Here is a 12773-nt window from a genome sequence, read left to right as displayed (position 1 = left end):
CGCCGCAATCGGCCACGCACTCGATGCCTTCACCGCCGACGAATGCGCCAATTACCTCAAAAATTCAGGCTATCGAACTTAATGCCATCACGCTTTAGCGGGCAGGCGTCGACCCGCGGGAGGAGAGATTTTGTAAAGGTAACATAACACCGCAAGCCGCTGCTTGATGTTGTTTTTGACCGGAGGAGGCGGCGTCTCGAGTAGGCTCGCGAACGCGCCGCAAGCAAATTTGCTCGACACCGGCGGTGGAAGTCGTTCGCGGGAGATCTCGGTTGGTTTCGCGGTTGTTGCCCAAACACGTGAAGTCACTTGCAACACAAACCGCTCAAGCGCTCTTGCGACAACGAGGAGTTCGTTGGATTTGGCCGGTGATAAGTTCCGGGGAGACCGTCAGCTTAGATGGGTGTCGTCGATCGCATTCCCGAAATTGCCAAGATCGGCTCACCCCCATCTGAGAGCAAGAGACAAGAGCAGGACCATCGCACTTGTGCGGGGAGCCGCGGCCAAGAGGAGAGACAGCGGAAGCGGACGAGATCGGTTTCGGCTACGCCCCACCTCGATCGAAGGATTGTGGCGAGACTGATGGGACCTCCAAGGTATGGCCACGCCACGACTCCAGCTGGCCCGTCGATGAAAGAAACAGTTTCGAGCGCACCCTTACCAATCGCCAGTGACGACGAGCTTGCCAGCTCCGAGATGTGTTGTCCTGCAAAGCGATCTCGCAGCCGCGCCGAGTTGCTTTATGCGTCTGCTTCGCGTGACCATGCAAACTTGGCCCCCCGTTCTGGTTGGAATTGATCTCCCCGATCTATCGCGCTCTGGAGCTTACCTGGCGCTAGTGCGCTATATGGCGAATGTGATCGCCGAATTTCTGCGCTCCGCACAGGAAATCAACCGAATCGAGCTTAGCGGAACTGCAATACTGGCTCCGTAAATCCGTCACACGGGTTAGGTCGAATCCGTGTAGCCTTTGTCAATGCTCAGTAGGCGCATTTGATCGAGTGGCTTGGCTCCTCGACCCGAAGGCACGAAGAATAAGTCTGGAACATACCTTGAGCAGCGATGCCATTGATGGTGCGACGAACATTGGGAAATCGCTCGCGCACGTAAAGGCGGCGAGCTGGGGCCGTGGTCTGAGCACATTGGTACGCGTGACACGCATGAACTTGCGGCACCCGTGGCAAGTCTCCTTGGCGATTGGCTCGACCGTCATTGCGACAACCATGCAACTGCTCATTCCCCAGCTGCTCGGTAGCGCCGTCGATCAATCCCAAGCCGCTGTGGGCGGCGGTGCTACAGGGGCTGCCGCGGGGCACGCTCTCTGGATTTCCGCAACCCTTCTGCTATTCGTCAGCGTGCTGCGCGGCCTCTTCACAATGATGCAGAACTATTTCTCCGAGGCAGTCGGCCATCACCTCGCCTACGAACTTCGCCTTGCATGCTACGAGAAAATCCAGCGCCTCAGCTTCTCCTTCCACGATCAAGTGCACTCGGGCGATCTGATCACCATCGGCATGCTCGACCTCGACGGTGTGCGGATGTACTTCTCGACAGCACTGGTCCGTGCAGTGCTCCTCACGATGCTGATCGGCATCGGGGCTTATATGCTGATCTCCACTGATCTGGTGCTCGGTCTTCTGGCGCTCAGCTTCGTGCCTTTTGTCGGCTGGCGCTCTTCCGTCACCCAGCTCCGGCTGCGCGGAACCTGGCTGGAACTACAGGAGCGGCTTTCGGTCCTCTCCCGCGCGATGGAGGAAAATCTCGGCGGCATCCGCGTTGTGCGCGCCTTTGCGAGCCAAGCTTACGAAATGCTCAAATTCGATCGCGCCTCCAGAAATGCGCTGGAACTTGCGCATCAGCGCATAGGCATTCGCGTGCGCAGCACCTCAGCCATGACCTTCTCGTTCTTTATTGCCATGGGATTGGTGCTGCTGGTCGGAGGAGGCAAGTTGATTGCCGGCGAGATCAGCGTGGGCAGGCTCACCACCTTCCTGACGTTCATGACGATCCTGCAGATGCCAGTCCGCCAGATCGGGCTGATGGTCAATGCGTTTGCACGCGCCTCCACATGCGGGTCGCGTCTTTTCGATCTCCTCGACGTCGAGCCCGCCGTTAAGGATGCGCCGGATGCCCGGCCGCTGACGATTACGGAGGGCACGCTCCGCTTCGAGAACGTTTCGTTCGTTTACGCTGCGGCCGGGCGCTGGCCGATCCTAAAGAATGTGAGCTTCGAGGCGCGCAAGGGCGAGACCGTGGGCATCGTCGGCCCACCCGGCTCGGGCAAATCGACGATCGCGCATCTCATTCCGCGCTTCTACGATGTTACGGGCGGACGGATCACGCTCGACGGACAGGACATCCGCAAGGTCACTCTGACCTCCTTGCGCAGGCGCGTGGCGGTGGTGCAGCAGGATGCCTTCCTCTTCACCACCACCATCGAGAATAACATCGCATATGGCGACCCCTGGGCCAAGGAACAGCCGATCGAGCGGGCAAGCGAGTCGGCACAGCTCCATAATTACGTGCTCGGCCTGCCTACCGCTTACAAGACCGTGGTTGGCGAGCGCGGCGTATCGCTTTCGGGGGGCCAGCGCCAGCGGCTCGCGATCGCTCGCACCATGATGCTCAGGCCTTCGGTGATTGTCTTCGACGATTCCACGGCGGCGATCGATGCGGCGACCGAGCTACGCATCCGCTCTGCCATGCGGCGCTTCGCCAAGGATCGCGTGACGATCGTCATCGCCCACCGGCTGAGCTCGTTAATGCACGCCGACCAGATCCTCTTCGTTGAGAACGGCGAGATCGTCGAGCGTGGCACGCATCACGAGCTTCTCGCCAAGGGTGGCCGCTACAACGCGCTCTATGAGCTTCAGGTGCGTCCTGGCGATGAGGTTCTGAAGGACCGGCGCTCATGATCCAGGGGCGTGCAGGCGAGATCGAGGCCGACCGCAACGACGTGCTCGACAACGGAGGCCGTCCGCCCCGTGCTGTCGTCGGCTCGCAGCGCCTCGAAGAGGAGATGTTCGGCCGCGCTTTCGATAAGGACATCCTCAAGCGTATCTGGGCGTTCGTTCGGCCCTATCGTCCGAAGCTGGCTGTCTCGGTCGCCGCGGTGCTGATCTTCACCGGGACCCAGCTCCTGATCCCGCTGATTATCCGCTACGCGATCGACTATGGCACGCGCCCGGGTGGCGAGGACCGCGCAGCGCTGACGTGGCAGGTAGCCGAGTTTGCGGCGGCGATCCTTATCAATTATGCGGCGAGCTACACCCAGGAGACTGTCGTCGGCCAAATAGCCGAGAACGTGCTCTTCGACATACGCCGCGCCATGTTTGGCCACCTACAGAGGGTTTCGCTATCCTTCATGGACAAGACGGAGGTGGGGCGGCTGATGTCGCGCCTCCAGGGCGACGTCAATTCCATGCAGGAATTCCTTGAAACTTGCGTGCTTTCGGTCGGCGATATCGCGCTGCTCTTCGGCATCGTCATCGTCATGCTGTGGCTCGATGTCCGCCTCGGCCTTTTGACACTCGCGGTGCTGCCAGTACTCCTCATCGTCCGCATCTTTTGGCTGCCGCGGGCCCGAGACGCATTTATGGCCGCCCACGAAACCAATTCGGTCGCCAATGGTGCGCTGGCTGAAGCCATCCACGGTGTGCGGGCGGTTCAGTCCATGGACCGCCAGCGAGTCAACTTCATGCTCTACGACGACAAGGCGCGCGCTAACCTGGAGAGGCATCTGAGGGCCGCCAAATACGCTCAGGTGATGGTGCCGATCGTCGACAGCCTCACCGGCCTTGCCATGGCCGTCGTCATCGTTGTCGGCGGTTCCATGGTCTTGAACGGGCGGCTCGATGTCGGGGTGGTAGTTGCCTTCCTGTTCTACATCCAGCGCTTCTTCGACCCGATCCGCTCGCTGACCCTACAATATTCGGTCATGCAGCGCGCCATGGCCTCCGGCAAGCGGCTCACCGACGTGCTGGACGTCAAGATAGACGTTAACGACAAATCGGACGCCAAGGTGCTTTCGCCGGACATGGACTGCTCGGTAGAGTTCAGGAACGTTACTTTCGGCTACAATTCAAAGTACCCCGTGCTGAAGAAGGTCTCCTTCCGGGTCAATTCCGGCGAGACCGTTGCGCTTGTCGGCCCCACCGGCTCGGGCAAGTCTTCCGCCATGGCGCTCGTCCACCGCTTTTACGACGTGCAGGAAGGTCAGGTGCTGGTCGGCGGACAGGACGTGCGAGACTTGACACAGGAATCGCTAGGCCGACAGGTCTCGATGGTACTGCAGGAACCTTTCCTCTTCACCGGCACGGTCTTTGAGAACATCCGTTACCACAAGACTGAAGCCACGCGTGAAGAGGTGATCGAAGCTGCCAAGGCAGTCGGCGCTCATGACTTCATCATGAGACTTTCCGGAGGGTATGAAGCCCAGCTTGGCGAACGCGGCGGCAATCTTTCTCTGGGCCAACGGCAGCTGATCAGCTTCGCTCGCGCCCTCGTCGCGGATGCCAAGATCCTTATCCTAGACGAGGCCACTGCCAATATCGACAGCTACACCGAGATGTTGATCCAAAAGGCGCTGATCAGGCTATTGGAGGGGCGGACGGGCCTCGTCATCGCTCACCGGCTCGCCACGATCCGCGGAGCGGACCGCATTATCGTGCTCCAGTCTGGGCAGATGATTGAGAGTGGCAACCACGACCAACTGATGCCCGCACGCGGTCTCTATTCCAAACTCTACAACCTGAACTACGCCTCTTTCGACGATATTCCAAGGGAGGAGCTTGAAGGCTCGGTACAGAGCGATTCGCAAACTTGAGATCCGACTTTGGTTCACTTTCCCTACCGGTGACGCCTGACGAGACGATGAGCCTCGCTCGGATCGAGCCTGACAATTCCAGCGCCCGCCGCGGCCTTCGGCATGCCTGCGTCGAGATACGCCATCCGATTATGGCGGATTCTTTTGAAGACGCGAGGCAGTTAGGGATCTCCACCGCGCCACTCCGCCCCGTGAAGGCGCGTCATCTCGTGATGAGCGCGTTTGATCAAGGCGCGCTCGAACCAAGGGCCAGCACCGAGTGATGCGGCGAGTGCGAAGATGCAGCCGAAAAAGCTATTCACCAGATCTCCGGTAGCGTCGCCGGCAGCGACGGCGAGGAAAGTTCTTACTGGGGACGGTCGCACGGGCGGCGGGCATTGAGATCCTCATTCGACATGTTCATCCTCTTCGTACAGATGCAGCGCCCCTACGGGGAATGAGGCGGCTTTGGGACTGCTTGCCGCCTCGATGGCGTAAGAGCCGTGGGCTTCGGTCTTTTTTGTCTGGACGACGGTGACGGAAAAGCCTTGGTATGAATTCTTAGTCCTCACTTTCATGTATTCGGGCGCTGCAGGTGCGGGTCCTTGAAAATGAAGCAGATAGTCTTCCATGGCGCGACGGAAGCCACTATCTCCGGCACTAAGCAGCCCAGCCGTATGCGGGGCGTGTCCAGAGTTCCGTATCGCCAGGTCAAAGGAGCGAAGAACCGCATCCACATTTGCCACCAGATAGTGAGGGTGAGCGGCTCCAACTGGCGAGCATTTATCTCCCAGGAGTGCGGGCACTTGGCTGCGCTTCTTCCCTTCGCGCTTTTCCAGCTCAAGCAAACCGTCGCGCGTCAAAGCGAAATGAGCGAATTTTCCCTGTGCCGTTCGTTCCACAAATCGCGTTTATCATCAGCCGTAAAATACGGCTCAGATTGGCGTCTCTGAGTTTTAACCTCTTAGCGATCGCTGCCTTCTCCATCTGACACGACGGCGCGTCGCGGAGCAGCCGAAGGATCGCGACCACGCTGACACGCGCGAGCTTGGAGGTGTTGATCGACATTTGCAGAAGATCGTAGAAGGCTCGGAACCGCTCCGCGTAGGCAGCATTCCTCGGCGCGAGCGTTGCGCTCGTCCGTCGCAGGATGTCGAACCATTCTCGAAGCTCCGGATCACGCCGGCGGCTCTCGAGCGCGTTCCAAATCCACGCGCCGAGCGTGGCGTAGAGCCGCTCCAGACTTTTTTCCGATCCCTCTTTGAGCAATTCCGAAATGAGCCGCCTGGCCTCGCTGGCCGTTGCTTCGCCCGTCTCTATCTTTTCCAAGGCTACGTCAGGCATGGCCTAGACCTACATCACACCGTTAAGAACGTTTTACAACGCTTTACTCTGATTTTAGTCCCCGAATCTAGGTGTCAAGAGCTCGCTTTGAGTAGGCTTGCCCCCGTCGGGCAGGGCGCAATGCGCTGACGCCCTGCCGCGGAATGAACCAGCATCCGAGCTGCTCGAAGTGCCACTCACTTGGCGCCATCGGCCAGTGAGAGCGCCGCTCGGCAAGCACCCGATCGATTTCCCGTATGAGGTCGCCCATCCTCAAGGCCGCCAATTCGGGCGTTTCTTCGGATAGCGACCAGGAAAGGTGGCCGTCTCCTATCGAGTCGGTGAAGGTTTCCCGCGCCTTCTCGATCCGCCTTCCGTCAGATTTCGATAGGCCTTGTGGATGCTGCCGGGAGCACTGCGAAACAGCGCGTCAAGATCAACCAGAGCTTTCCTGAGCTCGTCCCGACTGGCATTCGTAATCGCCTCGTGCCCGCGAGCAAGCTCTTGAGCTGCCTTTTTCCAGACAGCAAAGGCCTCTCTCTCAGTTCGGTTGTTGACGGGCCCAGGCAAAATCTTCGTCCAAATCACGCAAGCAATATGTTTCTTCGATAGGCGCGTGCTGATCTGTTTGCAATCGGCTCGACGCGTTGCTCACACCTCTTGGTGCCGATGTTGCTTGTTGTTCAGCCTGGCTTTCAATGACGCGGTCGCGGCGCGCGGAAAATCTGCGCCAACAGGGCCGGGGACAACGAAAAGCTGCAATGTGGTCACGATGCTATTGACGAACCGACGCGACTGTTTATCAATTTGCGCGGGAGATCTGCGCGCTCAGCGACGCGGACGGGGGGCGATCATGTGGAAATTCAGCCGCGCCGCGGCATGCACTGGCATCTGCCTTGCCATGGGTGGGTGCACGAGCCTCTACTACATTCATGATCCGCAGACCGGCGTGATCACAGCCGGTGAGCTGCCGTATTTTCTCAAGTCAATCAGGTGTGAGGTCGTGACCTTCTACCAGATCGAGCGCGAGAGGCGGAAGGAATACCTGAAAATCTACAAAACCCGGCCTGAAGAAGCGTTCGACAGGTACGCTCATTTTGACATCGACCCCTTTCTCTATGGCACCTTCTTCCTGGAGTTGAAGGTGACCGATACGGGCGGACTCGGATCCGGTACAGCGTTCGACTACAAGCGGATTCTGAACGCGACGAGCAATGACGTCACTCATGTAGGCCCCACTGCTTCGGCCCAGGACACTTATGACCTGATCTGGTCTTTCCTCATGAAGCAGAACGCCCAGCTTGCGTCGGATTCGACGCCGGCTGCGGCCGGCGCGGCAACGTATGAACGTGGCTGCTATCGTGGAACGCCCACTGATTTGGCCGAGCTCGAGGCCCTCGCCGAAAACAAATTTCCAGACCGTGTCGCCTACAAGCGCATCATTGTCGATGCTTCGAAGCCATTTGCGACGTGGTTGCGGGACAACGCTGTTCTCATCTCCGCCAACAATCTGACGCCCGCCATGCCTTCGGAGAGCGCGGAGCCAGCGCAAATGACCTACACTTTCTCGGTTCAGGTGACTGGCGGCGTCGAGGCAAAGTACTCCCTCAATTCGGTGCGTTGGACCCCCGCTGCAGTCCAGGCTTCTGCCTCCGCGCAGCAGTTCAGCAATCTTGGGATTTACATCAATGGTCCGAATGCGGTCCTCGCCAATGGAGCCAAGTCCGGCTCGGCTGGCTATGCGGCAACAACGCCGCCGCTCGGATCGAAGGACAACCCCATTTATACAGCGCCCTCCCCAGGCGGGGAGAAATCGCAGGAATTCCCGGGAGGAGCGGGAGCTGGCGGTCGCCGTGGCGGGGGCGGACCTCGGACCAATGGTTTCATTGTGGCGCCGGTGCCGGTCTTCCCGCCGAGCCCAACTCCGACGCAGTAGAAAGCATGTTTCGTCTGTGGTTGCCCAGACTCGTACTGCTGCTCGCGCTTTCACTGTCTTGGAGCGCGAATGCTCAGCCTGCGCTTCCTTCGGGTGTGTCCGAAATGGAGTTATTCGGCACGGTCATCCGCGGCTCGAAATGGGACATCAAGGAAATCCCGGTCTGCTGGGAAAACCTAAAAGCGCAGGACAGCAAATATGCCGACCTCGTTCGGAAAGCCGTTGCCGAGACTTGGGAGACAGCGGCGCAAGGGGGCGTCTGGTTTTCGAAGACGTGGCCCGCCTGTACCGACGGCGCGCCAGGCGTTCATGTGCGGATAGCCGACGAGGGTGCTCACACGGACGTCGTCGGAAAATACCTCGACGGCAAGCCCTCGGGGATGACTCTCAATTTCAGTTTCAAACATTGGAGCAAAGGCTGCCAAGACAAACGCGAATTTTGCATTCGCGCGGTCGCTGTCCATGAATTCGGACATGCGCTTGGCTTTACGCATGAGCAGAATCGTGATGATGCTCCGGAGCAGTGCCGCAACGAAAAAGCGTCAGGCTCAGTCGGCGATTACAAAGTCACCAAATACGATCCCGATTCAATAATGAACTATTGTAATTCAGCATGGAACGGAAACGGACAATTAAGCCCACTCGATATCGCCGCTGTCAGGACGTTCTATCCATCCTGACATTTGGCGTCCTTACATTGATGTGCGCGCCGGCGCGGGCGGACCGTGCGGCGGTGCAGATTGCCGCGCGCTACAACGTCAGGACGGTTCACGTCCAGTTCGTTGGCGTAATGTTCAACGGAAAGCAGGAAGTCGGTGGCGGCTCCGGGCTGCTGATCGGCGATAGCCTCGTGCTGACCAACAGCCATGTGATCGGACGCGAGGAGAACTACAAGACCTTCGAGGTGGATGCCCGGCTCGGATCGCGCAATGCGAACCCGATCAAGGTCACTTCCGTGCATCGCGACGATACCCGAGACCTGGCACTCCTCGAACTGGCCCAGCCCGCGGGCAACAGCGGGGGAGCCTCGCGGTGTCCGATGCCGGTGATCGACGGTAATCAGCAGGCCCCGATGGGCACCCAGCTGTATCTGCTCGGCTACCCTCTCGATCTGGATCTCAGCATATCGAGCGGCCTGATCAGCAACCAAAGTAGCCCCAATGGCCGGTGGCAGACCGATACGGTGATGAACGTCGGCAACAGCGGCGCCCCAGCCTTCAATGAGTTCGGCGCACTGCTCGGGATCGCGGTCGGCGGTATCGTCAAGTGGAATGAGGCACAGGTTTCGGGTGTCAACTTCATCATCCCCGCGACCCTGATTACCGCAAGCCCACTCTACAACATGATAGCCGCCATTCCCCAGCCGTCCGTTTGCTGGACGAAATGGGTCGACACAACGATCTCGTTTGAGAACTGGAGCAAGCTGAACTCCACGCATGTGCAGAACCAGGCCAACGCCGGCGTGAAGATCCCGGAAATTCTGGCCGGAGCAATCCACACTCTTGTGCCCGAAGACCGCCGCCTCATCGTAAACGTGCCGGTATCGCAGCTCGTCGAGCCGAAGCAGATCGATCGCTCCTATACGGTTGACAAGACCAAGGACGATCACCCGGTCGTGTTTGCCGAGCATTCGGCGGACTATACCGAAAACTTCCCTGCTGAACCCGGCTACCGCATCACAGGATGCAAATGGCATGTCGAGACGGCAAATGGTGCAAGCAATATCGCTTGCACCATTAACGACGGCGGAGCGCAGGCACGCTTCACCTATAAGCTCACCAGCGGGCCCGCTGTGGACAGGTACCGCGGATGGCTGGGGGCTACGGTCAACGTGTCTCAGGTCCTTGCGAAGTAGGTGTTTATAGATGGTCATGCTTGCATCGCAAATTCGGGCCTCGAACCGTCTGCAACGGATCGGAGAGGTTTGCCGACGTCTCCGCACCGTGCTCATCGTTTTGTTCTGCGCGCTCGCGACCGGTTGCGCCCATCAGGGGCCGGCCTCGCAGCCGCTCAAGCCGCATGTCCACAAGGCTCCCAAGAAACATGGGAGCGCTCTGAAGAGATATGGCTACCGCTACGGCCCTGGGTACTACCACCATGTCCGGCACTATCATGGCTATCGGCCACGGCGGCCGACGACCGGTGAGGCAAGCGAGGAGGCGCCTCCCAACAAGAGCACCACCGGAGCCGAGGTGGTGGTCGACAAGTCTGCGATTAAGGGCTTGGTGCCGGTCTACTTTGCCACCAATCGTGTTGTGACAGGCGGGCCAGGTCTGGAACTGAGCCAGATCTCGTATGGCCGGGCCGCTTCCAACACCTTTGGGTATGTGACGGTCAGCATTCCGGTCATTCACAAGATGGGCGAAGTAGAAATTCCTGGAACGAACTGGTGGGGAATTCAAGAGGCGGAGCGGGACGGAAAACACTTTCGAATTCAGAAGCTGAATCGGCTCTCTCGCGAAGAGTTTGCGGCCGCTATCGCAAATCCGGCAGATAGCCTGATGCTCTTTGTCCATGGCTACAATGTTGCGTTTCGAGACGCTGCTTTCAAGGCGGCCCAAATCGCTTTCGACGCCAACTATAAAGGTCACGTGATGATGTATTCCTGGCCGTCCAAGGGTGGATGGAAGGACTATGACTACGACCGAGAGAGTGCTTTGTTCGCGCCGGATGGGCTGTTCGATCTTCTCCAGCTGATCAAAAAGGAGGGAAAGGTCTCCAGAATCATCGTCATTGCGCATAGCCTCGGCAGCGAAGTCGTCCTCGGCGCCTTGCAGCAAGCCGCCTTGAGCCAGACGACGCTTGGAATTACCGAGCTGATTTTTGCTGCCCCTGACGTGGACCGCGATCTTTATCTGCAACGTGCAAGTCAGATTAAGGCAGCCGCAGGGGCGGTGACTCTCTATGCCTCCTCGACGGATCTGGCACTGCTTGCTTCCATGAAGAAAGCGCAATCCAAATCGCGAATGGGATTCGTGACCAAGAGCGGCCCAACCTTGGTCCCTGGCATCGAAACGATTGATGTTTCCGCCGTCGGGAGCGAAATGTTTGCCCTAAACCACAGTACTTACTCAACGAGCCGCGCGGTTCTCGATGACATCGGCCGGATCATCTCTTCTTCGGCACATCTTAAACCGCCGCAGCGGACCCCCACTCTACGTTCGATGCCCGACGAGACCGATACGACCTACTGGATGTACCCCTACTGAAGCTTTTGGGCGCTGATGGCTCCCGGAGCACCACTCAGTGAGCTGCGATATTGCTGCAAGAAGCAGGTTTTCGAGAAATAGGAATCGGACAATGGCATTCGGGCACGACGCCCATCAGTGTGTATCGCAGCTGCGGCAAACGCTCGCTGCAGACAAACTCCCGATCGGATTCTTCCTCGGTGCAGGCTGCCCTTGCGCAGTTATGGTCGATGGAGACAACGGAACGGGAATGTCGTCAATTATACCCGATATTCGAGGTCTCACTGCCTACATCCACGATGTCTTGATGGCTGCTGAGGATACGAAAGAAGCGTATTCAAAGCTTTTGGAAGTTTTCAAGGAGGATGAAATCGATTCGCCCAACGTTGAGCTGATGCTCAACCGGGTGCGACAGTTTCGCGAAGTAGCCGGGAAAGCCGGCGTCAGGGGACTTTCATCTGATCAGCTGGCAGCTCTCGATTCCCATATCTGCAAAGCCATCGGAGCTCGCGTGAAGCGATCGCTTCCACTTGATTGGACCCCTCATCATTCGCTCGCGGAGTACGTCGGGCGCCATCGTTCTCCATCGACTGAGTTATTTACGACGAATTACGACATGCTCCTTGAAGAGGCTCTGGAGCATCAGCAGGTCCCCTATTTTGACGGGTTCGTCGGGTCCTCTCGTCCTTTCCTCGATCAAAAAGCAATTGAAGACGGAGAGGTCCCCCAGAGGTGGGCTCGTTTGTGGAAGCTGCATGGGTCCATCAATTGGCGGTTTAACAAAACGTCGAAATTCGTGGTCCGCACAGATCGACAAGAAGACGGTGATGAGCTGCTCATCCACCCCTCACATCTGAAATACGATGAAAGCCGGCGAATGCCTTATTTGATAATGGCGGACCGGTTGAAGACATTTCTAAAGCGCGGTGAGCGTCCCGTCGCCCTCTTCATCTTGGGATATTCCTTTGGAGACGAGCATATCAACGAGGCGCTTATCGATTGCCTGCGTTCCAACCCATCCGCTGCGTGCTTCGCGATTCAATACGACGCGCTCTCCCGTTACCCCGCCGCCGTGAAGCTCGCCACTGAGAACGCAAATCTATCCGTCATGGCAAAGGACCGAGCCGTCATCAGACGGCGAGAGGCTGGTTGGCTTATGAGGCCATCCGAGATCACCAGCTTGACGCCACGCAGGCCGCGGCGGGCGAGCTTGCGCAAGAACGCGGTCCAGAACGTCTCGGCCTCGGACGGGCCGATGTCCATGCCGAGAATCTCGCGCCGCCCGTCGCTATTGGTAAGCGCTAAGCGGGAACCCTTGCTTCGGGACTGGGATGGCTGTGCGAAGAAGCCTCCGGTTAGGACGGAGGCTTCGGATGGGATTGGACAGCAAAAAGGACGTCTATTTGGACGGCTCATCGGCGGTGTCGGTGAGCCGGCTGGAGATTCTTGAAGGGCCGTCAGGACGTCGTGTGCGGTCGGAAGCTGAGAGAGCTCGGATCGCCGCGGAGAGTCTGTTGCCCGG

8 protein-coding genes and 2 pseudogenes are annotated in these 12773 nt (G+C 58.6%); 7 read left to right on the top strand and 3 right to left on the bottom strand.

The genetic code is table 11. The features are described from left to right. The first annotated feature begins 1052 nt into the window (after positions 1–1052). Positions 1053–2915, top strand: coding sequence for an ABC transporter ATP-binding protein (locus IVA87_RS30735; RefSeq protein WP_247336668.1), 1863 nt, complete (start codon positions 1053–1055; stop codon positions 2913–2915). After that, a complete protein-coding gene (locus tag IVA87_RS30730; RefSeq protein WP_247336666.1) occupies positions 2912–4825 on the top strand; it encodes an ABC transporter ATP-binding protein in 1914 nt (637 codons plus the stop codon). Before IVA87_RS30735 ends, IVA87_RS30730 begins: the two co-directional genes overlap by 4 nt. A gap of 386 nt (positions 4826–5211) precedes the next feature. On the opposite strand, the gene IVA87_RS30725 is transcribed toward IVA87_RS30730, so the two are convergent. Together IVA87_RS30725 and IVA87_RS30720 are read right to left on the bottom strand one after the other, a co-directional pair. Beyond that, the gene (locus IVA87_RS30725; RefSeq protein WP_247336663.1) at positions 5212–5652 is read right to left on the bottom strand and encodes a hypothetical protein; all 441 of its coding nucleotides are present in this window, start codon (positions 5650–5652) and stop codon (positions 5212–5214) included. Further along, complete coding sequence (locus IVA87_RS30720) at positions 5645–6148, bottom strand: hypothetical protein (RefSeq protein ID WP_247336661.1); 504 nt, start codon at positions 6146–6148, stop codon at positions 5645–5647. The genes IVA87_RS30725 and IVA87_RS30720 overlap by 8 nt, the downstream gene beginning before the upstream one ends. Positions 6149–6980: 832 nt before the next feature. On the opposite strand from IVA87_RS30720, the gene IVA87_RS30715 reads away from it, so the two are divergent. From IVA87_RS30715 to IVA87_RS35200, 5 genes and pseudogenes are all read left to right on the top strand, one after another. After that, positions 6981–8063: a hypothetical protein gene (locus IVA87_RS30715; RefSeq protein WP_247336658.1), complete on the top strand. Its 1083-nt coding sequence runs from the start codon at positions 6981–6983 to the stop codon at positions 8061–8063. 5 nt (positions 8064–8068) lie between these two features. After that, positions 8069–8743, top strand: coding sequence for a M57 family metalloprotease (locus IVA87_RS30710; protein ID WP_247336656.1), 675 nt, complete (start codon positions 8069–8071; stop codon positions 8741–8743). A gap of 20 nt (positions 8744–8763) precedes the next feature. Further along, positions 8764–9918, top strand: a complete 1155-nt coding sequence (locus IVA87_RS30705) for a serine protease (RefSeq protein ID WP_247336671.1) — start codon at positions 8764–8766, stop codon at positions 9916–9918. Positions 9919–9928: 10 nt separating this feature from the next. Then, positions 9929–11272: an alpha/beta hydrolase gene (locus tag IVA87_RS30700; protein WP_247336653.1), complete on the top strand. Its 1344-nt coding sequence runs from the start codon at positions 9929–9931 to the stop codon at positions 11270–11272. A gap of 91 nt (positions 11273–11363) precedes the next feature. Then, a pseudogene (locus IVA87_RS35200) lies at positions 11364–12293 on the top strand (SIR2 family protein); the annotation flags it as partial. Positions 12294–12415: 122 nt separating this feature from the next. Here the strand turns inward: IVA87_RS35200 and IVA87_RS30690 are convergent. Further along, positions 12416–12544, bottom strand: a pseudogene (locus tag IVA87_RS30690) (transposase); the annotation flags it as partial. Positions 12545–12773 lie beyond the last annotated feature (229 nt).

This window comes from Bradyrhizobium sp. 147 (genome assembly GCF_023073935.1).
Classification (GTDB): Bacteria; Pseudomonadota; Alphaproteobacteria; order Rhizobiales; family Xanthobacteraceae; genus Bradyrhizobium.
The sequence above is the reverse complement of the archived record's forward strand: the minus strand, read 5'-3'. Positions and strand labels throughout refer to the sequence as shown.

What these genes read in the sequence shown, in the direction of transcription:
- IVA87_RS30700 (WP_247336653.1), top strand. Translation starts at nt 9,929, where the DNA reads ATGGTCATGCTTGCATCGCAAATTCGGGCCTCGAACCGTCTGCAACGG.
- IVA87_RS30710 (WP_247336656.1), top strand. Translation starts at nt 8,069, where the DNA reads ATGTTTCGTCTGTGGTTGCCCAGACTCGTACTGCTGCTCGCGCTTTCA.
- IVA87_RS30715 (WP_247336658.1), top strand. Translation starts at nt 6,981, where the DNA reads ATGTGGAAATTCAGCCGCGCCGCGGCATGCACTGGCATCTGCCTTGCC.
- IVA87_RS30730 (WP_247336666.1), top strand. Translation starts at nt 2,912, where the DNA reads ATGATCCAGGGGCGTGCAGGCGAGATCGAGGCCGACCGCAACGACGTG.
- IVA87_RS30720 (WP_247336661.1), bottom strand. Translation starts at nt 6,148, where the DNA reads ATGCCTGACGTAGCCTTGGAAAAGATAGAGACGGGCGAAGCAACGGCC.
- IVA87_RS30705 (WP_247336671.1), top strand. Translation starts at nt 8,764, where the DNA reads ATGTGCGCGCCGGCGCGGGCGGACCGTGCGGCGGTGCAGATTGCCGCG.